Annotated in this window: 16 protein-coding genes; 2 read left to right on the top strand and 14 right to left on the bottom strand. The window is 66.0% G+C overall.

All coding sequences use genetic code 11. The features are described 5' to 3' along the window. Positions 1-105: 105 nt before the first annotated feature. From arcC to FS885_RS02595, 8 genes are all read right to left on the bottom strand, one after another. Complete coding sequence (gene arcC / locus FS885_RS02630; protein WP_144743460.1) at positions 106-1,068, bottom strand: carbamate kinase; 963 nt, start codon at positions 1,066-1,068, stop codon at positions 106-108. Positions 1,069-1,128: 60 nt separating this feature from the next. Next, entirely contained in the window at positions 1,129-2,358 is a 1,230-nt protein-coding gene (locus FS885_RS02625) for an amidohydrolase family protein (RefSeq protein WP_222419867.1), read from the bottom strand. Positions 2,359-2,421: 63 nt separating this feature from the next. Continuing rightward, positions 2,422-3,687 (bottom strand): hypothetical protein, encoded by a 1,266-nt coding sequence (locus FS885_RS02620; protein ID WP_222419866.1) that lies wholly within the window; start codon positions 3,685-3,687, stop codon positions 2,422-2,424. Positions 3,688-3,907: 220 nt separating this feature from the next. After that, entirely contained in the window at positions 3,908-4,960 is a 1,053-nt protein-coding gene (gene allD, locus FS885_RS02615) for an ureidoglycolate dehydrogenase (protein WP_144743458.1), read from the bottom strand. Positions 4,961-5,059: 99 nt separating this feature from the next. Beyond that, on the bottom strand, positions 5,060-6,340 hold the full coding sequence (locus tag FS885_RS02610) for a dicarboxylate/amino acid:cation symporter (protein ID WP_144743457.1): 1,281 nt from the start codon (positions 6,338-6,340) through the stop codon (positions 5,060-5,062). Between the two features lie 267 nt (positions 6,341-6,607). Beyond that, on the bottom strand, positions 6,608-7,870 hold the full coding sequence (locus FS885_RS02605; RefSeq protein WP_144743456.1) for a dicarboxylate/amino acid:cation symporter: 1,263 nt from the start codon (positions 7,868-7,870) through the stop codon (positions 6,608-6,610). A 33-nt stretch (positions 7,871-7,903) separates the two neighbouring features. Next, entirely contained in the window at positions 7,904-8,785 is an 882-nt protein-coding gene (locus tag FS885_RS02600) for an oxamate carbamoyltransferase subunit AllH family protein (RefSeq protein WP_144743455.1), read from the bottom strand. An 18-nt stretch (positions 8,786-8,803) separates the two neighbouring features. Beyond that, positions 8,804-11,809, bottom strand: coding sequence for a bifunctional FdrA/YlbE family protein (locus tag FS885_RS02595; protein WP_144743454.1), 3,006 nt, complete (start codon positions 11,807-11,809; stop codon positions 8,804-8,806). Positions 11,810-12,096: 287 nt separating this feature from the next. Here FS885_RS02595 and FS885_RS02590 point away from each other — a divergent pair, with 287 nt between their 5' ends. Together FS885_RS02590 and FS885_RS02585 are read left to right on the top strand one after the other, a co-directional pair. Continuing rightward, positions 12,097-13,779: a PucR family transcriptional regulator gene (locus FS885_RS02590; RefSeq protein WP_144743453.1), complete on the top strand. Its 1,683-nt coding sequence runs from the start codon at positions 12,097-12,099 to the stop codon at positions 13,777-13,779. A gap of 5 nt (positions 13,780-13,784) precedes the next feature. Further along, positions 13,785-14,651: an alpha/beta hydrolase gene (locus FS885_RS02585; RefSeq protein WP_246060737.1), complete on the top strand. Its 867-nt coding sequence runs from the start codon at positions 13,785-13,787 to the stop codon at positions 14,649-14,651. Positions 14,652-14,816: 165 nt separating this feature from the next. Here the strand turns inward: FS885_RS02585 and purD are convergent, their stop codons facing one another. The 6 genes from purD to FS885_RS02555 form a co-directional block, all read right to left on the bottom strand. Beyond that, complete coding sequence (purD, locus tag FS885_RS02580) at positions 14,817-16,121, bottom strand: phosphoribosylamine--glycine ligase (RefSeq protein ID WP_144743451.1); 1,305 nt, start codon at positions 16,119-16,121, stop codon at positions 14,817-14,819. A 34-nt stretch (positions 16,122-16,155) separates the two neighbouring features. Further along, positions 16,156-17,073, bottom strand: a complete 918-nt coding sequence (locus tag FS885_RS02575) for a DegV family protein (protein WP_144743450.1) — start codon at positions 17,071-17,073, stop codon at positions 16,156-16,158. A gap of 26 nt (positions 17,074-17,099) precedes the next feature. Further along, the gene (locus tag FS885_RS02570; RefSeq protein ID WP_144743449.1) at positions 17,100-18,383 is read right to left on the bottom strand and encodes an adenylosuccinate synthase; all 1,284 of its coding nucleotides are present in this window, start codon (positions 18,381-18,383) and stop codon (positions 17,100-17,102) included. Between the two features lie 543 nt (positions 18,384-18,926). After that, positions 18,927-20,306, bottom strand: a complete 1,380-nt coding sequence (gene dnaB, locus FS885_RS02565; RefSeq protein ID WP_144743448.1) for a replicative DNA helicase — start codon at positions 20,304-20,306, stop codon at positions 18,927-18,929. A gap of 568 nt (positions 20,307-20,874) precedes the next feature. Then, positions 20,875-21,408 carry a 50S ribosomal protein L9 gene (gene rplI, locus FS885_RS02560; protein WP_144743447.1) on the bottom strand — a complete coding sequence of 178 codons (534 nt, stop codon included), beginning with the start codon at positions 21,406-21,408 and terminating at the stop codon, positions 20,875-20,877. Positions 21,409-21,445: 37 nt separating this feature from the next. Beyond that, positions 21,446-22,453, bottom strand: a complete 1,008-nt coding sequence (locus FS885_RS02555) for a YybS family protein (protein ID WP_144743446.1) — start codon at positions 22,451-22,453, stop codon at positions 21,446-21,448. Between the last annotated feature and the right edge of the window lie 7 nt (positions 22,454-22,460).

The following is a 22,460-nucleotide window of genomic DNA, read 5'->3' as shown; positions in this document are numbered from 1 at the left end:
CCCGCCTACGAAGACGGGCGGCCCCGGGGCACCGGGCGCCGTGCGCCGGGAGCCGCTGGGACCGCCCGTCCGTTACCGGTTCAGGTCGAGCGTCTGCGGGAGCGCCTACATGTGGATGCGGGTGCCCGACAGACCGGCCATGGTCTCGGCTGCCTTGTCGAGGGCGCCGATGATGCAGGTACGGCCCTTGCGGCTGCGCGCGAACTTGATCGCGGCGCGGACCTTGGGCTCCATGGAGCCCTTGCCGAACTGGCCCTCGTCGGCGAGGCGCTCGGCCTCGTCGGCGGTGATGTCGGTCAGCTCCTGCTGGTCGGGCTTGCCGAAGTTGATGGCCACATGCTCCACGGCGGTGAGCAGGAACAGCACGTCGGCGTCGCAGTCCTCGGCGAGCAGCTCGCCGCCGGCATCCTTGTCGATGACGGCCGCAACGCCCTTGTAGCAGCCCTTGTTATTGTAGTCGCGCACGACCGGGATGCCGCCGCCACCGCAGGCGATGACGATGAACTCGTTGTCGAGCAGGTTCAGGATACTCGGAGCCTCGACGATCTTCTTGGGATCGGGCGAGGCGACGACGCGACGCCAGCCGCGGCCTGAGTCGTCCACGAAGACCTTGGACGGGTCCTCGGCCATAATCTCCTTGGCCTGTTCCTCGGTGTAGAAGGGGCCGATGGGCTTCGTGGGGTTCTGGAAGCTCGGGTCATCGGGGTCGACCTCGATCTGGGTTACCACGGAGGCGACGTGCCAACGCTTGTAGCGCTTGTGCAGCTCACGGCCGAGGCCTTGCTGCAAGTGGTAGCCGATGTAGCCCTGGCTCATGGCGCCGCACTCGGGCAGGTCCATAGCCGGCGTGCCGATGGCGTCGTGGGCGGCCGCGAAGGCATTCTGGATCATGCCGACCTGCGGGCCGTTGCCGTGGGTGATGATGATCTCGTTGCCCTGCTCGATGAGGCCGAGCAGCGCGTGGGCGGCGTTGCCCACCTTCTCGATCTGCTCCTCGGGCGTGTTGCCGAGAGCGTTGCCGCCCAGCGCGACGACGATGCGCTCGGGCTTGCCAAGAGGCTTGGACATAGCAAAATCCTTTCTCTATACGACCATGTCGGCATCTGAAGCGAACATGATCAGATACAACTAGAAGGAGGTCTCGATCTGTGTATGAGTCTCGACGATGACCTTGCCGTTCTTGATCACGTAGAGGCGCTCGGGCAGGTCGATGACAGCAGTCTGCACAGATGTGGTGTCGAGCAGAACCATATCGGCCTTGTTGCCCTCCGCAATTCCGTAACCCTCGAGGCCGATGGCCCGCGCCGGGTTCTCGGTCATCATGGGCAGAACGGTCGGCAGATCGTCGGCACCGCCCAAGTGACACACGGGAATGCCCAGCATGGCAACTTGGAACAGGTCCCCGGTGCCATACGGCGTAAAGGCGTTGCGGATATTGTTTGTGGCGAAGCACACGTTCACACCCGCGTCACGTAGTTTGCGAACGGGCGTCACGGCGCGGCGCACATTGTAGGCGTCATTGCGGCCGCCCAGATGCTGGTCAGTCATGGGCAAGCACATGACGCTGATCTGCGCGTCCGCCATCTTACGCATGATGGCCTCAAGCTCGGCGTCCGGCAGCGCGCCCAAAGCCGTGAGGTGCCCCACCGACACGCGGCCTTGCATCCCCTCGGCAATCGTGCGGTCGCAAATCTCCTCGATGGTGATGTTGTCGGCGTCGTCCTTGAAATCCTGATGGAAGTCGAGCGGCTTGTCATACTTCTTCGCCAAGTCAAAGACGAAGTCGAGGTGTTTGTCGACGGGCGTATCATTGTATGGAATGGCACCAACCACGTCAGCACCCATCTCCATTGCCTCGACCATCATCTGCTCCACACCCGGACATTTGAAAATGCCCTCCTGCGGGAAAGCGACAACCTGGATGTCCATGAGGTCGCGATACTTCTCGCGCATCTCGAGCACCGTCTCGAACCCGGTGAAGCCCTGCGCAGGGTCGAACTCTGCGTGCGTGCGGATATAGGTGGTACCGTAGCGCAGCAGCGTCTTCATGGCGCGCGTCGCGCGCTCCACCACGTCTTCCTTAGTGAACGTCGGTTTGAGCTGCGCCGTCACCGCGATTGCCTCCTGGAGCGTGCCCGATTTGTTGGGCAGGCGATCCATGATGTAGGCCTTATCGAGGTGAATGTGGCTGTCGACGAGCGAGGGAATGAGCACGCGCCCCTCGGCATCGATGATGCGCGCCGCATCGCACGCGAGCCCGGTTCCCACTGCGGCGATGCGGTCGCCTGCAACGGCGACGTCGACCAAGCCGTCATATCCCGGAACCGCAGCGTTAGTAATAAGAAGCTCCATGTCCATTGACCCACTCCTTTGCACGATATGGATAATCTCCCTACAAAGACGGCTGATACCAAGCTCCGCTTACAGCACGAAGCCAAGGACCAGCAACACGGCAAGCGACGCGGCAACCCATGGCAAGTTGCCCTTAACAACCTTGTCGATAGGAATCTGGAAGCCGGAGGACATCGCCTGCATGGTGATGTTCACGTACGCTATCTGACTGCCGAAGCCAACGCCAATGGTCACAAGACCAACCTCGAAGAGCGAGAAACCCAAAGAAACGGCGATGGGCAGGATGAGCGCAAGGATGGAGCCTACGTAGGCGCCAGCAGGGAAGCCGATGAGGAAGCCCGCAAGGATCATGGCGGGTACGAGCAAGAACGCGGGAGCCGTCTGCGCGACGTTCACGATGGATGTGAAGGCCCCCGTATCGCGGATGACGTTGATGAAGGCCAGGAACACGGCGACGCCGAGCAAGCGCGTCAAGATATAGGACGACCCATCGATGAACGCCTGGCAGCTCTCGTTGAACGTGAATTTCGTGCACATGCCGATGAGCGCCACGGTGATAATCATATAGGCGGCGGTTCCGAGCACCGGCATGCCCACGGCGCTATTGATGAACGGGCCGCCGATTACCGCGAAGAGCAAAAACACGGCCGGAATCATGGTACGCACCAGGTCGGCGGTCGTCATGTCCTTGAACTCCTCGTCCTCGGCACCTACGAAGACGGCCTTGCGCCTGATGGCGCCAAAGACCGCGATGCCGACGCCAACAGCCACGAAGAGCAGGGTGATGATGCGAATCGTGTCGACGTATTCATTCACCGAGGCACCCGTGAACTGCGTAAGCATGCTCGTTTCGAGCGAGGCGGGCGAGGTGGTGAAGCACACTGCCGTAGCGACGCACATGCCCGCGATCAACTCGGGGATGGCACCGAGCGCAGCGAAGGCGAGCGGGGCAATAACCATGGCTGAGCCGCCGCCAATGCCCGACATGTATGTAGCCGCAGACTGCAGCAGCACGATGAACGCCGCCATAATCCACGTACGCTCGCCAACCGCGCGGCGCACGAGCATGAGAGCCGCCATGTAGCCGCCCGACTTGAACACGGCGGTCGCCACAGCGGAGTTGATGATGGGAGCGGTATTCGAAAGCATGCTGGGAACCGTCTCCAGCAGCTGCGCCTGCAGGTCGGCGATGCCAATACCGCCTATGACCATAGCGAGCGCGCCGCCGGCAAGACCGGCAATCAACATATCCACCTTCATGATGAGCAGCGCGATAATCACCACGAGCGGGATGATGACCACAAATGCCATGGCACCCTCAGGTGCCGGTGCCATACCAGACGCCTCATCGGCGAAGGCGGGAACCGCCGTAGCCAAGAAGAGGGGCAAAGCGAGCGCGATGCCTTTGAGAATGCGTTTGATGCTCACTCCCATGTTATTCACCTTCTCTTTCGTCTCTTACGCCGCGTCCGCCCTTGCGGTATCCCGCACCGCATCACGCACATATCGACGCAAGGGCGGCACGCGGTCACACATCAGATGGGGTCGTGGGAGCTTACTCCGCGAAGCGGTTCTTGTGGTCCCAGCTGTGGCGATACAGGTCGTCGGAGACCAGGTAATCGTAGATGTCGTCGACGACCTCGATGCCGCCGGCATCCTTGGTGGCCTGGATGCGCAGCTGCGCGCGCTCGCCCGGCCAGTAGACCTTGTCAAAGCCCACGCCCGGTTTGACGGCGTTGAGCTCGTCGAGCACGACGGACATGGCCTCGCGGAACTGCTTGTCGCCGCAGAAGAACTCGGGGTTGATCGCGACGTTCAGGTGGCCGAGGCGACGGCCCTCGGAGAGGTCGTGGTACATGGACGAGACGTGCTTGCCCGCGGGCACGCCCAGCAGCACGCCGGAGAGGATGTCGACCATCATCATGAGGCCGTAGCCCTTGGCGCCGGCGATGGCGACGAGCGCGTTGACCTTGTGCGGGTCGGTGACGGGCAGGCCGTCCTCATCGACCGCCCAGCCCTCGGGGATGGAGCGGCCGGCGCTCTTGGCGTCGAGGATCTTGCCCCACGCCTGCACGGTCGTGGCCATGTCGAAGCTCACGATGCGGCCGTCGGCCGTGGGGGCGGCGATGGCGATGGGGTTCGTGCCGTAAAACGGCTCGGCACCGCCGTAGGGGATGACCATCGGGTCGGACTGGGTGCAGGACAGGCCGATCATGCCCTCCTTGGCGGCCATCTCGGTGTAGTAGCTGATGGCGCCCGTGTGGCCCACGTTGGCGACGCCCACGAAGCCGATGCCGTTCTCCTTGGCGAGCTCGATGGCCTTCTTCATGCCCTGGATGGCGAAGGGGTAGCCGCAGCCGTTGTCGCCGTCGAGGATACCCGAGCAGGGGCCGGTCTGCTTCCAGGTCCACTCGGGGTCGATGGTCGTGCCGCCCTTGGAGATGCGCTCGGTGTAGTACTCGACGCGCACCTCGCCGTGGCTGTGCAGGCCGCGCTCGGACGACCAGGTGAGCACCTCGGCCATGTCCTCGGCGTGGTCCTCGTGCAGGCCGGCGGCCATGAACTTGTTCTTCATGAGCTGCTTGAGTTCTTCACGGGGGACGATCATAGGGAAACCTCCTTGAGTTGGGCCTGGGCAGCGGCCCGGGCCGGCGGGTGTACCGGGCGACACACTCGGCGCCGCCCGGCGATCAGGCTGGGAAGTGCGCTAACCCTCGGTAGCCTTCTTCCCATAGAAGACGTCTTTGTCGATGCCGTCCTTCTCCCCGGCCGCCACCATCATGGCGCAGAACACGTCGGAGTCCACGTTCAGGATGGTACGGATGGCGCCCACCGGGTAGGTGAGGCCGGCGAAGATGCCGATGCTCGAGAGCGGCAGGCCGAGCTGCGGCACGATCATCGTCAGCGAGACGATGTCGGCACCGGGCGCCACCGCGTTCGCGAGCGAGAGCAACGTCGAGATGACCGTAAGGTACACGAAGTCAAAGCCGCCAAACGTCATGCCGTAGATCTGGGCGATGGTGATGGCGGTAACGGCGAGGTGGATCGAGGCGCCGTTGGAGTTGAGCGGCATGCCGAGCGGCAGCACCAGGTCGGCGATATCCGAACGGATGCCGATCTTGTTCTTCGCATCGTCCATCTCGACCGGAAGGGTCACCGCCGAGGAGACGGTGGCGATGGACATGATGGACATGCGCCAGATGCGCTTGATGAGAACGACCGGGCTGAGCCCGCAGCGCACGCACACGACGACGATCCACAGCACCAGGAACACGAAGACCGTGCCGCCCAGCACCAGGAGGTACTTGAGGAGCGGCAGCAGCACGTCGGGACCGAGCTGGCCGACGACCGAGGCGACGTAGCAGAAGATGCCGATGGGAGCGACCGTCATGACGCCGCGGATGATGATGAGCAGCGTCTCGCCGAGCTGGCAGATGACATCGAACAGCGGGCAGGGCTCGCCCTCGTGCTTGGTGCGCCAGTAGCTGATGGCCAGCCCGAGCGCGATGGAGAACACGATACACGGGACCATGGTGCCCGCACCCATCGACGAGATGATGTTGCTGCTGAAGAAGTTCGTGAGGGTCTCCTGGACGGTCACGGAGCCCGTCCCGGTCGCCTCGTAGACAGCGTCCTGCACGAGCGCGGTGTCGGCAAGGCCGGCACCGGGCTGGAAGATCGTCGCGGCGGCGACACCGCATGCGGCGGCGAGGATCGAGGACCCGGCGAACCAGGCGATGCCCTTCACGCCGATGCCCGAAAGGTCGCGCGCGGTGAGCCCGCCCACGGCCTCGATGATGGTGCACATGACGAACGGCACGATGCCCATCTGGACGAGGCGGAAGAAGATGTCGCCGATGAACTGGACGTTCGACATCACCGGGCCGCCGATGACGCCGGCGATGTAGCCGGCGACCATACCGATCACGATGGCGAGCGTGGCGTTGTACTTGAATTTACGGGTACTTAGGGTACCTTCATTGCTCATGGTAATCACTGATTCCCTAGGGGAAACCACTCTTCCCCACGTAGGTTGATGAGACACGCCCAGAAGGGCGGCTGCGGCGCGAGGGCCGCTACAAGGCTTTTAGGTCCGAGTGGGGACCAACCTTGATGGTCACAAGGCATCGCGGGCGCGGGAGGCAGGCCGCGGACCACAGGCGCGCGTCAGCACCCGCTCCCGCGATTCTCCGAGGCCGCCGCTGAGAGGAGATGTGGCCAAAGCGACGGCCCCGGATGTGGAGGGATCGGCCGCTTATGCAGCCTCTTGGAATTCCTTCTTACCGTCGAAGATGTCGTGGTCGATACCGTCGGGGCCGGCTACGAGCATCGCGGCGAAGACGTCGCCGGTGACGTTAAGCGGGGTGCGGGTGGCACCGGTGGGGTACTCGAGACCGCCGAAGATGCCGATGGCCTCCATGGGCAGGCCGAGGGCCGGGATCATCATCGTGAGCGACACGAGCGAGGCGCCCGGGGTGGCGGCGTTCACGAACGAGATCATGGTGCAGATGAGCCAGCAGGTCAGGAAGTCGGACGGACCGAACGTGATGCCGTAGAGCTGGGCGATGCACAGGGCGTCCACGGTCATGTGGATGGCCACGCCGTTGGAGTTCAGCGGCACGCCGAGGGGCAGGAGCACGTCGCAGACGTCCTCGCGGATGCCGATCTTCTTCTTCGCGTCCTCCATAGCGGTGGGGAGGGTCACGGCGGAGGAGATGGTGGTGAAGGCGGTGACGAGCATGCGGCCCATCTTGGCACCCAGCTTGAGCGGGTTCACCTTGCAGTACGCACCGCAGACGAAGAGGTACGCCACGAACATGATGACCATGCCGAACGCCATCACGAGGAAGTACTTCGCGAGCGGGACCAGGACGCTCATGCCGACGGAGGCGACCATGGAGGAGACGTAGCAGAAGATGCCGATGGGGGCGATGTTCATGACACCGCGGATGATGTTGAGCAGCAGGTCGGAGACCTCGGAGATGACGTCGTAGACCATGCAGGTCTCATGGGTCTGGCGCCAGAAGCTGATGACCAGGCCGAGCGCGATGGCGAAGATGATGATCTGGATCATCGAGCCGTTGGCGAGCGAGGACACGATGTTGGTGCCGAAGAACCCGGTGAGGGTGTCCTGGATGGTCATCATGTCGACGGCCTCGCCATCATAGCCGGCAGCGGCCATGACGGCGTCGGTGCCGGCGCCGGCGCCGGGCTGGAAGAGGACACCGAGGCCGATGCCGAGCGCCGCGGCGATGCCGGAGGAGACGATGAAGATGATGACGCCCTTGCCGGCGATGCCGGAAAGCGTCTGCGGGGTGAGGCCACCCACGGACTTGACCACGGTGGCAAGCACGAAGATGGGGATGGACATCTGGATGAGGGCGAAGAAGATATCGCCGATGAACTGGACCTGGGTCATGGGCTGACCGACGACGAGGCCGGCGACGACCGCGACAGCCATCGAGATCAGCATGAGGACTGTCAGGTCCGGGCCCTTCTTCTTGACTTCAGTAGCCATAAGCGTTTCCTTTCTTGCTGTGGCCATAACCGGTTAGATAAGGCAGCAGAACGCTGCAGCGAACCCGAGAAGCCCGTCCGCACCCGAGGTGTGCCCGACCTCGAGCACGCGGGAGAGCCGGGCGGGCAGCATCGCCACCTCGCCTGCGCGCAGGGTCGCGCACAGATCGATGTAGTCGGCGTTGGCGTACCCGGCGCAGATGGCCTTGAGATACGCCTCGCTGACCGCGGTGGTCTTCCCGGGATAGACCTCCGCGACGGCGGTGAAGAACGTCTGCGCGAGCCCCGAGCCCCCGTAGAGGAGCCTGAGGCCGCAGCCGTAGCCGCAAAGCACGTCGTCCCCCGACGGCGTGAGGCCGAGGCCCCGCCCCACCAGGTACTCGACGGCCGAGCGCATCGCGCGCGTGGCGGATTCCTCCCGAAGGGGGTTCCGCTCGCCGAGCTCGCGCGCCAGGCACATCGAGGAGAAGCGCGCGAGGCTGGTGAGCGCCACGACCGAGCGCTCCTCGCCGAACCACGGCAGCCCGATGCGCTCGGCGAGATCCAGGCTCGCGACCGCCGCGGCGCTCGCGGCGTCGAGCCCGACGGGCGCGCCCTCGATGCGCGGGACGGACAGGTGCGCCACCGGGGCTCCCGCGATGAGGAGCGAGACCGGACGCGACGCCGTCTGGATGACGAGGCGCGCCCCGTCCCATGCGACCGCGTCGCCCGCCTCGATGGCGCGCAGGACGCAGGGCATCTCCCCCGCCGCGATCGCGACGCCCAGGCACGAGAGCGGCTGGTCGTCCGGGCCCACGTGCACGAGCTCGCCGGCGAGCTCAACGTTGAAGCTCGTGCCGAACACGCTGTGCACCCGGCCCTGGGCCGCGTCGCCCAGAAGCTGGAGCGCATAATCGCTGGCGGAGGAGACGTTCATGGTTGCCTGCCTTGCGCGCTACTCGATGCCGAGCTTGGCGCAGTAGGCCTCGAGCGCCTGCTCGAAGCAGGCGAGCGGGGCACGGACGGTGCCGGCGCCCACCTGGCCGATGCCGGCCTTCTTATGGGCGATGCCGGTGTTGATGAGCGGCGTGATGCCCGTGGCGACGACCTTGCGGATGTCGATGCCGAGGCACGTGCCCTTGAAGTCCCACGTGGGGATGGACCAGTTGGGGTTGTGCTCCACGCAGATCTTCTCCATCTCGTTGGAGATGTTGAGGGCGTCCTCGAAGCCGCCGGCACCCACGAAGCGGGTGACGCCGGGGGCCGCGACCATGGCCATGCCGCCCACGCCGACGGTCTCGCAGATCGCGGAGTCGCCGTTGTCCGGGCAGCCGTCCTCGGCGGTGAAGCCGGTGAAGTAGAGGCCGATCGGGGTGTTCACGGGCGCGGTGAACCACTGGTCGCCGAGGCCGGTGACGCGCACGCCGAACTCGTAGCCGTTACGGGTCATGGTGGAGACGACGCAGCCCTCCTCGTCCTTGCGGACGTAGTCCACGATCGACTTGCCCATGGCCATCATGATGTTCAGGAAGAACTGGTCGGTGTCGGCCAGGAACTGGATGACGCGCTCCTTGGCGTCCTCGGGGGCGTCGGTCTTGACGATGAGCGGCGCGACCTCCTTGAGGAAGTTGAGCGTGGCGGCCATGTTGCGCTGGTGGAACTCGTCGCCCTGGGTGATGGCGCGCGCGATGAGCACGTTCAGATTGATGCCGCCGTCGGAGAGCTTGAGCGCCTTGGAGAGCACCGGGCCGAGCTCGTCGGCCATCCAGTGCAGGCGGTCGACGACCTCCTGGCTGTAGGCGCCGAAGCGCAGGACCTTGCCGATGCCCTCGTTCATGGTGCAGTAGGCGGTGGTGCCGTCAGCGAGGTTCACGATCTTGAGCACGGCCATGTTGGCGGAGGTGATGCCGCCCATGGGGCCCACGGCGTGGCAGTGGTGGCAGGGGATGAACTCGACCTCGCCGGCCTCGAGCATCTTGACCGCGTCCTCCTCGGTCTCAGCCCAGCCCTCGAAGAGCGCCGCGCCGATGCACGAACCGCGCATGGGGCCCTGCATGTTCTCCCAGGTGATCGGGGGACCGGCATGCAGGAGGGTCTTCTTCTCGCGGTTGAGCTCGGGGATGACGTCCTTGGCGACCACGACGTCGACGAGCTGCGGCTGGCTCTCCTTGAAGCGCTGGCAGATGCGCTCGTTGGCCTCGTCGATGCCCTCTACCTTGGCGAGCTCGGTGAGGAGGTGGATCATGCGCTTGTTACCGCCGGCCATGGGCTTCCAGGTGTACTGGACGCTCTTGGCGCCGTAGGCGCGCAGCGGGTCGTTGAAGCTCTCGACGCCGACGTTGATGACGCGCGGCTTCGTGGTGAGGAGCTCCATGACGGCCTCGGAGGGCTCGGGCAGCGGCGTGGCGTCCTTGACCTCGTAGGGGACGACCTCGCGGTCCTCCTCGGTGAAGTGGATGCCCTTGAACTCGAGCGCGGCGCGGACGGCCATGGCGTTGGAGGGCTCCATGCGCGCACCGGCGTCCTCGAGGATCTTGATGGAGCGCTCGTAGTCCTGCGGGTCGTGGCTCGTGCCCACGACGGTGCCCACGAACTGGATGGTGCGGCCGTCTGCCTCGGCCTTGGCCTTGCACTCGGCGATGACCGGCGCGAGCGCGGAGGCCATGTCGGGATGGCAGCCGTAGCCGAGCACGCAGTCGAACACGATGACGCCGGTGGTGTCCATGTCGCAGTAGTCGCGCATCATCTTGATGCGGACGTCCGGGTCGATCATGGGGTGCGGACGGCCCTGGGTGTAGACGTCGTCACCGAGGTCGATGACGTCGTAGCCGCCGTGGCGCAGCATGTAGCCGTCCTCCTTGATGATGGAGCCGAGGTTGAGCGCCTCGGTGATCATCATCGCGGCCTCGCCGGCCAGCGTGCCGCCGGAGTACAGGCCGATGACGGTCTTGTCCTCGGGGAGCGGCTCGTCGCAGGTGAAGTCGAGCGGCTCGAGGTAGTTCTTCTTGACCTCGGCGCCGTTGGCGAGGTCGACCGCGATGCGGGCGGTCTCCTCGAGCGTGTGGGCCAGGTAGACCTTTCCCTGGTGCGCCTCGGGCTTCTCGCCGATGAAGATGGCCACGACGGGCTTGGTGCACTTCTCGAGCAGGTCGACGACCTCGTCGCGGACCTCGGGCGCGGGCGGCTTGGAGATGACGCAGATGACGTCGGTCGCGTCATGGTTCTCGAGGGCGACGATGGCGTCCTTCACGGTCACGGCGCCGACCTTCTCGTTGAGGTCGCGGCCGCCGGTGCCGATGGCGTGCACGCAGCCGCCACCCAGGCGGTCGATCATGCAGGTGACCTCCTGGATGCCGGTGCCGGAGGCGCCGACGATGCCGATGTTGCCCGGGTTGATGACGTTCGTGAACGCCACGGGGACGCTCGACACCACGCCGGTGCCGCAGTCGGGACCCATGAAGAGCAGGCCCTTCTCATGCGCCTTCTTCTTGAGACGGACCTCGTCCTCCAGCGGCACGTTGTCCGTGAAGGAGAACACGTTGAGGCCCAGATCGAGCGCGCGCTCGAGCTCGGGGGCGGCGTACTCGCCGGGGATCGAGAACAGCGCCATGTTGGCGTCGGGCAGCTGGGCCATGGCCTCTTCCCAGCTCGTGGCCTCGGCGGGACCGCCGGCGGCTTCCTTCTTCACGGACAGGTCCGCGAGGAAGGCCTCGGTCTCGGCGAGCACCGTGTCGAGGATGGCGGGGTCGTCGCTCTCGACGACGATGACCATGTCGGACGGGTTTGCCGCGGCGGCCTCATCGGTGAGCAGGCCGGCGGCCCGGTAGATATCCTTGTTGGCGTCGGTACCCATCATGATCTGGCTCTGGATCACACCGTCTAGGGTGTTGATCTTGTTGGTGAGCAGCATCAGGTTGATGGAGTCCTGATACGAGTTCGGCTTGATGACCGTTTGCAGCATCGCGTTCCTCCTGTTCTATCTGGCGGATAGGTCGCACGCCGCTGCGTGGCGCAGGCGCGACATTCCCGGGATACTCGTCGCACCGTATTGCGACTGCATTGAACCATTCGGGGGCCGCGCATCCGTGCGCTGGCCGGATAAGATTTGATGAAGGGTTTTATCCGTTAGGGAAATGAGCCTCTTTTGGGTACCGATATACTGGAATGTGGCCTGAAATCGCGTTCTGATGCATAAGACCGCATGATTCCAGCCTGTTCGCCCAGCATCCAAGGAGGGGGGTCGGCACCATGCACGTCAAGGAGATGCTCTCGCTGCCCTCCTTCGCGGGCTCGGAGGTCGTCGCCGGCTCGTCCCATCTGGACAACGAGATCGAGAGCGCGATGATCCTCGAGGGCGCCGACATCCAGAACTGGGGCAGGCGCAACCAGCTCATCATCTCGAGCTACTTCGCCCTCGAGGACCTCGACGCCGTGGGGCTCGGCAGGTTCTTCCGCACCATGAGCACGATCGGCATCGGCGCGCTCGCCATCAAGCCCGGCCGCGCCGTCGACGAGATCCCCCGCGAGATCGTGGAGCTCTGCGACGACTTCGACCTGCCGCTCATCCGCCTCTCGCCCCAGGTCAAATACGAGGCCATCCTCATGGACGTCCTCGGGCACGTGCTCGACACCAACCTCACGCTGCTCAACCGCTTCTACGAGTCGCATCGCCACGTGATGACGCTCGCGCTCAAGCAGCCGTCGATCTCCTACATCCTGAACACGCTCAAGAACTCGCTCATGGCCGACACGACCTACCTCGACACGCAGCGGGACCGGCGCCTCAGCACCAACCCCGCGCGGGCGGCCTTCACGGGCTACTCCTTAACGCGGCGCGACCCGAGCCCCTACCAGACGCACGCTTACTTCGACGCGCGCCTCTTCTACCGCGACGCCTCCGAGAGTGCGGACGCAGACGGCGACGCGGGCGGCCACGAGGCCGCCTCCGACGCGTCCGTGCCCGACATGCTCGACGGCGCGGACCGCGTCGAGAACGCGCTCGCCGTCCGCATCCCCAGCTCGGACGGGGTGGACTACTACCTCATCATCCACAGCGACGGCACCGAGCTCTCGCAGGTCGACACGATGCTCGTCGAGAACATCGTGAGCCTGCTGCAGATCGAGATCCTGAAGCAGAACGCCGTCAAGCAGAAGCTCTTCTACCAGAACAACAACACGGTGCACGACCTGCTGCTCGGCCGCTTCGGCTCCGAGGAGCGCGTCGACGAGGCGCTCGCGCTGCTCAACGTCGACCGCTTCCCGCTCTACGAGGTCCTGCTCGTGCGCTCCACGCTGCTCGACCCGAGCGACACCGACCGCCAGGACGAGCTGCACCAGGCCATCCGCCGCCGCCTGCGCTCGGCATACCCGGGCATCGTCTACTACGTGAACGGCGACCGCCTGCTCGTGCTGCACAACTACCGCAGCGAGCTCTCGGGCATCGACATCGACGAGGTGCAGCGCATCCTCACCAAGCTGCACGAGTCGTCCACGCTGCCGCTCTTCACGCACTTCGCCGTGCTCTCGAGCTCCACCGACCGCTACCGGCTGCCCGAGATCAACAACGACGTCATAAACGCCTACAGGCTCTTCGACGACTCGGGCTACCGCGACGTCTCGATGCGCTTCGACGACCTAGGCATCTACAAGCTGCTGCTCGGCTCCGACGACCACCTCCAGCAGGAGAAGCTCATCGACCCGCGCCTCACGCGCATGCACGACGAGCAGCCCGAGCTGTTCAACACGCTCGTGCGCCTGTGCGAGAACGGCATCAGCTACCCCAAGACCGCCGAGGAGCTGTTCCTGCACCCCAAGACCGTGCGCTACCGCGTGGAACGCGCGCGCGAGGTCTACCGCATCAACGTCAAGGACCCCAACGACTACCTGCAGATCATCCTTGCGGACAAGATCTACACCCTGAGGAAGGGCTGATGGCCATGGCAGACACGAACGCAGGGCTCACGACCGTCGTCCCGCCCCGCGCGGAGGCGGACCAGCGCATCGCCGTGTTCTACCTGCACGGCGGCGGCCTCGTGTACGGTGAGCGCGACGATCTGCCCGCGCCCTACGTGCGCGCGTTCGCGGATGCCGGCTACACGCTCGTCTGCGCCGACTACCCGCTCGCGCCCGAGTCCGCGCTGCCCGAGACGGCAGAGGCCCTCTTCTCCTGCTGGGAGGGCGCGATCGCGCGGCCCATCCAGACAGGCGAGCTCGATGGCTACTTCCTCTTCGGGCGCTCGGCAGGGGCGTACCTCGCGCTCGTGCTCGCGCGGGAGATCCGCCGGCGCGCCGCCGAGGCCCCGCTGCCGCAGCCCCTTGGCATCCTGAGCTTCTACGGCTACTACGACCTCACCGACCCTGCCTTCCGCGAGCCCGCGAAGGCGTACGCCGCGCTGCCCGAGGTCTCGCAGGCGACCGTCGCCGGGATGGTGCGCGACGAGCCGCCCACCTCGGGCCCCAAGCCGCTGCGCTACGGGCTCTACGTCTACGCGCGCCAGCACGAGGGGGCCTGGCTCGACCTCATGGGCCTCGACGGCGCCTCGAGCGAGCGCACGCCCGAGGCCTGGTCGCTCACGGCCGAGGACATCGCCCAGCTGCCTCCCCTCTTCGCGACGGCGAGCTCCGGCGACGAGGACGTGCCGCTGCGCATCTCGAAGACGCTCGCGCGCCTCGCGCCCGACGCCGTCATGAAGACCGTCTACTACCTGCCGCATGACTTCGACCGCGACGTCACCGACGCGACCGGCATGCAGGTCTACCGGCAGGCCCTTTCCTGGATGGAGCAGCGGGGCCAGCGCGGGTAGCGCGTTCGGGCGGTTTTGTGCCGGCTTGCGGAGTGCGCCTGCATCTGTGCCTCGACAGAAGCACGCTCATCCGGGCGCTAACTGAAGCGGGCACGGACCCAACGGCCCGCGCCCGCTTGAACGTCGTGCTGTTTTCTCGACCGCCCGATCGGGGGGCAACCGCCCCTACGCCCAGGCCTCGCGGCCCTTGAGCGCCCGAAGCCCGATGTCGCGGCGAAGCGTCTTGCCCTCGAAGTCGATCTTGCCGCAGGCCTCGTAGGCGAGGTCGCGGGCGGCCTCGAAGGTATCGCCGAGCGCCGTGACGGCGATCACGCGGCCGCCGGACGTCACGAGCTCGCCGTCATCGCGGACCGCCGTGCCCGCGTGGTAGACGGTGACGCCCTCCATGGCCTCGGCGTCCTCGACACCGGTGATGACCTTGCCCTTCTCGTACGACCCCGGGTAGCCGGCGCTCGTGAGCACCACGGCGACGGCCCACGAGTCGCGCCAGGAGAGCTCGACCTCGTCGAGGCGCTGCTCCGCGCAGGCGAGCATGACCTCCACCAGGTCGTTCTCGAGCCGCGGGAGGATCACCTGGGTCTCGGGGTCGCCGAAGCGCGCGTTGAACTCGAGCACCTTGGGCCCCTCCGGCGTGAGCATGAAGCCGCCGTAGAGGCAGCCGCGGTAGTCGATGCCCTCGGCGGCGAGCTCGGCGACGGTATCGACGAGCGCCTGCTTCATGGCGGCGAGCTCGTCATCGGTCACGATGGGGACCGGGCTGTAGACGCCCATGCCGCCCGTGTTGGGGCCGAGGTCGCCCTCGAGGGCGCGCTTGTGGTCCTGCGCGGTGGCCATGGGGCGCACGGTCTTGCCGTCGGTGAACGCCAGCAGCGAGCACTCGGGGCCGGTGAGCATCTCCTCGATGACCACGGTGGAGCCCGCCGCACCGAACGCGCCGGCGAAGCACTCGCGCACGGCCTCCTCGGCCTCGGCGAGCTCGGTCGCGACGACCACGCCCTTGCCGGCGGCCAGGCCGTCCGCCTTGACCACGAGCGGGGCGCCCTGCTCGCGCACGTACGCGAGCGCGGAGGCCTCGTCGGTGAAGGAGCCGTAGGCGGCCGTGGGGACGCCCGCGCGGCCCATGAGCTCCTTGGAGAAGCGCTTGGAGCCCTCGACCTCGGCACCGGCGGCACCGGGGCCGAAGCACGCGATCCCGGCGGCGCGCACCGCGTCGGCGACGCCGGCGACGAGCGGCGCCTCGGGGCCGATCACCACGAGGCCCACGCCGGCGTTCACCGCGAAGTCGGCGACCGCGGCGGGGTCCTCCTCGCTGAGCGCGACGTTCTCGCCCACCTGGGCGGTCCCGCCGTTGCCCGGCGCGATGTAGAGCGTGCCGCAGCGCGGGCTCTCGGCGAGCTTCATCGCGAGCGCGTGCTCGCGGCCGCCGCTGCCCAGCAGTAGGATGTCGATGGTCTGACGGTCAACGGTCATGGCTCCTCCTCCCGCCGGCGATGCCCCTGCCGGCCTAGAACTTCGGGGTCAGGTACTCGGCGATGCCGTCGAGCTCGGGGTTGTGGTACTCCTCCGGATAGGCGAACAGCCCCACCGCGCCCAGGCCCACGTGCGTCGCGATGGTGGGGCCGATGGTCGCGACCGTGAGGCAGCGCAGCGGCGCCTCCGTTCGCTCAAGCGCCGCGTCCATGTACTCGAGCGCCTTGTAGGCCTTGGTATGCAGCTTGTAGAAGACGAGCGGGCCCATCTCTTCGGCCTGCTCGGCCATGAGCTTCACGATATGCGTGACCGCGTTCTTCATGCCCTTCGCCTTGTGGAGCACCTCGATCGCGCCGGTCTCGGTAAGCGAGACCTCGATCTTGATGTTGAGCAGCGAGGTCGCCATGCCCTGGAACTTGCTCGCTCGCCCGCCCTTCACCAGGTTGTCGAGGGTATCGGGGATGAAGTAGATACGGCTCGTGCGGCGGATGTCCTCGATGCGCCGAAGCGCCTCGTCGAGGGTGCCGCCCGCGCGGGCGATGCAGGCCGCCTCGAGCGCCATCGCGCCCTGCTCGACCGTGGCGGCGCAGGAGTCGAAGACCTCGATGCGGGCGCCGCGCCCGTTCGCGACGTAGGCCGCCGCGCCGCGCGCGCACTCGCACGTGCCGGAGAGCGCGGCGGAGAGGTGGATGGAGAGGATCTGGGTGTAGCCCTCGTCGATGAGCCCGTTGTAGACGGCGAGGAAGTCGGCCGGGGCGGGCTGCGAGGTGATGGGCAGCTCGTCGATGCCCTCGAGGCGGTCGAGGAACTCGGCGATCTCGATGTCCACGCCGTCGGAGTACTCGGTGGTACCGAACGTGACATGCAGCGGCACGACGCGCAGGCCGTACTTCTCGACGAGCGGGGCGGGTAGGTCCGCGGCGCTATCGATGACGATGGCGAACTGATCCATGGTGTCTTTCCTTGACGGTCCGCGTCTTACCAGGAGCGCATGATGGTCTGGTCGCGGTCGGGACCGACGGCGACGATCGACACGCGCGCCTTCGCGAGGTCCTCGATGAGGGCGACGTAATCGCGCGCCTCCGCCGGCAGGTCCTCGAAGCGGCGGCAGCCGGTGATGTCGACCTTCCAGCCGGGAACCTCCTCGTACACCGGCACCGCGCCCGCGAAGTGGCTCTCGTGCTCGGGCACCGTGGTGTAGCGCACGCCGTCGACGTCGTAGGCGACGCAGACCTTGATGGTATCGAAGGCGGAGAGCACGTCGAGCTTGGTGAGGGCGATGTCGGTGAGGCCGTTCACGCGGGCGGAGTAGTTCGCGATCACGCCGTCGAACCAGCCGCAGCGGCGGCGGCGACCGGTGGTGACGCCGTACTCGTAGCCCTGCTCCGTGAGGATATGGCCCTCCTCGGTCTCATAGGCGAGCTCGGTGGGCATGGGGCCCGAGCCGACGCGCGTGATGTAGGCCTTCATGATGCCGAGCACGCGGTCGATGTTCTTCATGCCCACGCCCGAACCGGTCACCGCGCCGCCGGCGGTGCAGTTCGAGGAGGTCACGAACGGGTAGGTGCCGTGGTCGATATCAAGCAGCGTCGCCTGCGCGCCCTCGAAGAGGATGGACTTGCCCTCGTCGATGAGGTCGTTGAGCAGACGCCCGCTCTCGCAGATGTAGGGGCGCAGGCGCTCGGCGTAGCCCAGATACTCGTCGGCGATCTCGTCGACGGTGAAGGTGGGCAGGCCGAAGATGCTCTCGAGCTGCGGGTTGACGCGGTCGAGCGCGCGGGACAGCTTGTCGCGGAAGACGCCCTCGTCGAGCAGGTCCTGCATGCGCAGGCCGATGCGGGCCATCTTGTCCTGGTAGCACGGGCCGATGCCGCGCTTGGTGGTGCCGATGTTATGGCTGCCCAGCAGCTCCTCGTAGGCGCCGTCGAGGACCATGTGGTACGGCATGATGACGTGCGCATTGCCCGAGACCTTGAGGTTGGCGGTGGAGATGCCGTCGGCCTCGAACATGTCGATCTCCTCGAGCAGCACCTTGGGGTTCACGACGCAGCCGTTGCCGATGACCGAGATGCACTGGGGGTACATGATGCCCGACGGGACCTGGTGCAGGCCGTACTTGCGGTCCCCCACCACGATGGTGTGACCCGCGTTGTTGCCGCCCTGAAAGCGCACGACGCAATCGAAATCCTGGGCGATCAGGTCGCAGATCTTGCCCTTGCCCTCGTCGCCCCACTGGGTTCCCACCAGCACTGCCGAGCCCATGCTCAACTCCTATCCATCATGCGTGCGCGAGCATGCCGCCGCGCGCGCGTAACACAACATTCCCATTATATCCGCAGACCGCAGGAAGGCGCGGGCGCAAACCGTTCCTTCACGGTACGCGGGCGTGCGGCGGTCGCAAGACGCCGGGTACCGGGGGCGCCTGCCATTCGACATTCATTCCGGGTAACGGGGCGCCTGCCATTCGACATTCATTTGAACAGCGGATTGCAGGAACGGCGCAATTCGAGGTTCATTTGAATGGCGAGTGTCACCGAATTCCATTCGATTGAAAAATGAACAAACACGTCGTGGTCAGAGGATATCGGGTAAGCCATTTACCAGGTGTTTTATAAAACAACGGTCTCGAATATGCAATTCGAGCAACTTATGAACCCCGAAATCTATGCACAAAATGCTCGAACTGCAGACGCGCCCTCGCAGATGTACACGAATCGATCGAATGGCAGCCGTCCACCCGGGCAGTCGACGCGAGCGCAGGGAAGGTCGCGCCTCCCCCGCCGACACCGGCCGCCCCCGAAGGCATCAGCCCTCGTGGAAGCCGTCCAGCTCGTAGAACTTGGTCGACTGCGGCACGAAGGCGAGGTCCACATCGCCGATGGGGCCGGAACGGTTCTTCGCGACGATGACGCGCGTGACGCCCATATCGGGGCGGTCGTCGCGCGAGGCCTCCTGCTCGTCTGCCGAGCGGTCGAGGAACATGACGATGTCGGCGTCCTGCTCGATCGAACCGGACTCGCGCAGGTCCGAGAGCTGCGGCCGCTTGCCGGTGCGGCTCTCGACGGCACGGCTGAGCTGGGAGAGCGAGATGACCGGCACGCCCAGGTCCTTCGCGAGGATCTTGAGGCCGCGGCTCATCTCGGAGACCTCGACGGCGCGGTTCTCGGCATGCCGGCCTGCCGGCGGGCTCACGAGCTGCAGGTAGTCCAGGATGATGACGGCGTTCTCCTTGTTGTGGAGCATGCGACGCGCCTTGGCGCGGATCTCGGTGATCGTGGTGCCGGGGGTGTCGTCGATGAGGATGTCGAGCTTGGAGAGCTCCTGGGTGGCTTCGTTGATGTTCGACCACTGCTCGGGCGAGATGCGCCCGGTGCGGAAGTCCGAGATGGAGAGCATCGCCTGGGCGCAGATGAGGCGCTGGGCGATCTCCTTGCCGCTCATCTCGAGCGAAAAGAAGCCGACCGTGAAGCCCTCGGCCGCGGCGTTGAGGGCGAGGTTCAGCGCGAACGAGGTCTTACCCACGGCGGGGCGGGCGCCCAGGATGATCAGCTGGCCCTCGCGCAGGCCCAGAAGCAGCCGGTCGAGACTCGGGAAGCCCGTGGCCACGCCGTGCGCCTGGCCGCCCGCGGCGCAGACCTCGGACGCCTCGTTGTAGGCCTCGATCATGTAGTCGGTGAGGGTGCGGTAGGCGCTCGAGACCTCGCGGTCGGTGACCTTGAGGACGAGGCTCTCGGCCTGCTCGACCGCCTCCTTGGCATCGAGCGGGGCGTCGTAGGCGAGGTCGCTGATCTTGCCGGCGGCGAAGATGAGTTCGCGCAGCAGCGAGTCGCGGCGCATGATCTCGGCATGGTGCTGCCAGTTCACGAGCGCGATGGTGTTGCCCACGAGCTCCAGGATGTAGGCCTCGCCGCCCACGGCACCGAGCTTGCCCTGCGAGTTGAGGTAGTCGACCACCGAGATCGAGTCCACCGGGATGCCGCGCTCGTTCATCGAGACCATGGCCTCGAAGAGCTCGCGATGGGCGGGGCGGTAGAAGTCGTCGACCTGAAGCGCCGAGATGGCGTCGTCGATGACCTCGGGCGAGAGGAGCATGGCGGAGAGCACGTTGGCCTCGGCCTCGGTGTTGTTGGGGAGCCCCTGGCGCGCACCGCGGTCGATGGAGCCCGTCATGTAGTCGCCCGGCATCGCGATCCTTCCTTTCTCCGACCTCGCGGGCCATCAATGGTAGAGCATCTTGCGGCCGCATCCGGGCCGCATATGCGACCTTTTCGGCCCGTTCGGCTTTCAACATGCCGATGTGGAGAACCCGCGTACCCCATTCTGCACGGAATCGGGTTATCAACGTTTTCCACATTTTTGCCGCGCGACTGGAAGACGTTTTCCACAGCACCCGAGCCTACCTGCTGTTATTCACTGCTGATGCGATACTTGCAGTAACCTTACAATCCGATAGTTGTACGTTTTGTGATTCCGCAGGTAGATGAGCTTGTTCTATACAAAGCGCAGGACAGCTACGGCAGCTGAGGCTGGCAGCGCCGGAAAGCAGCTTGTGAAAAACCGCCGCCGGGGAGGGACATATTCACCGTTAGCAGCATCTCACCTGTGGATTTCTTCCTCTGCGGAAAAGTCAAGAGAAAGTTTCAAGTTCTCCTTGAAACTTTTCCTCCCTGCAAGAAGAGGGCCCGCACCGCGTACGGACGCGGCACGGGCCCCAAGCGGATGCGCGGGCGCGCACCCGATAAAGCGGCGAGCGCTACTCGGCGGCCTCCTCGGCCACCTCGACGGTCTCGGCCTCCTCGGTCTGCTCGACCTCGGCGGTCTCCTCGGCAGCGGCCTCCTCGGCGGTGATGCCCACGAGAACCACCACGTTGGCGCGGATCTCGCGGTAGAGCGAGATGGCGACCTCGTGGGTGCCGGCGACCTTGATGGGCTTACCGAGCTCGACGCGCTTGCGGTCGATCTCGACGCCCAGCTGGTCCTTGATGGCGTCCGCGATCATGGCGGCGGTCACGGAACCGAAGAGGATGCCCTCCTCGCCGACCTTGACGTCGACCGTGACCTGCTTGCCCTCAAGGGTCTCCTTGAGCTTGTTGGCATCGGCGATGCGCACAGCCTCGCGCTTCGCGATGTTGTTGCGGCGCTCCTCGAGCTGCTTCAGGTTGCCCTTGGTAGCCGCAACGGCGAGTTTCTTAGGGAACAGGTAGTTCTCGGCGTAGCCCTGAGCGACGTCGACGATATCGCCCTCTCCACCTTTGCCCTTGATCTCACCAAGAAGAACGACTTTCATGAGATCTCCTATCCTGCGCGCTGCATGGTGCAGCGCATTACTTATCTTGCGCCTCCGTGCCGGCGTTCCCCCGCGGAATCTTGCGGAAGTTCGCCCACACGTCTACGAGGCCGACGATGCTCATGACGAACATCGCCTCCAGCCAAACCGCGACCACGATGACCGCCGTGCGCATGATGCACCCGAACCGCCACCGGTCCATGAGACCGAAAAGCACGCCGAACCCCTGGAGCGCGAAGATGAACCGCACGCTCAGAAGCAGGGTGACCGACGCGGGGAGCAGAAGCCCCGGCGCGTCGCCGGCGAGCTCGGCGATGGCGATGCCGAGCACCGATGCCGCCAGGAGCCCGACCGCCCACAGCGGGGTGTCGAACGTGGCGAGCCGCGGCATCCGGATCGGGGGCATCCCCTGCGGGGACGGGACCCCGGCGTTGCCGCGCAGCGCTCCCCAGAAGGAGCCGAGCGCCGCCAGCCCGACGTTGATGAGCGCCGTCAGCGCGTACACGAAGGGCCAGACCGCCCGGAAGATCGGCTCGACGGTAGCCATGACCAGGTCGCCCTGGACGCCGTCTCCCGCATAGAGCCGAGCCGCCTCGCTGAGGTAGGCGGGCATGACCTGGGAGACATCGAGCCCCTGCGTGGCAAGGGAGATGCCGTCCACGGCCAAGCCGAGCGCCGTGCACACGGCGGCCGTGACGCTCACCGCGAGGATCGTCGCGCGCCGCGCCCACATGAGCGCCGCGAGCGCGCATCCCGCGCAGACGGGCATCGACGCCGTGAGCAGCGCGCCCGGGCCCAGCGATACCGTCGCGAACACGAGGCCCGCCGCCACCGCGACCGCGCTCCGGACGAACGACCGCGCGCCTGAGCGCTCGGCCATCACCCGGATACCGAGGGCGAGGAACAGCGTGCCGAGCATGCCGCCCCACGCCGCGATCACGACCGCGAACGCGACCTCGATGCACCAGAGGGCGCTCCTCGTGCTGGCACGCCCTGCGGGCACGATCCCCTGGCGGGGATCCGAGCGACGGTCAGCGGGGGTCATCACAGGT

This window comes from Enorma burkinafasonensis, assembly GCF_902150035.1.
In the GTDB taxonomy this organism is placed as follows: Bacteria; Actinomycetota; Coriobacteriia; order Coriobacteriales; family Coriobacteriaceae; genus Enorma; species Enorma burkinafasonensis.
Note: the sequence above shows the minus strand (reverse complement) of the source record. Positions and strands in the feature narration are given on the sequence as shown.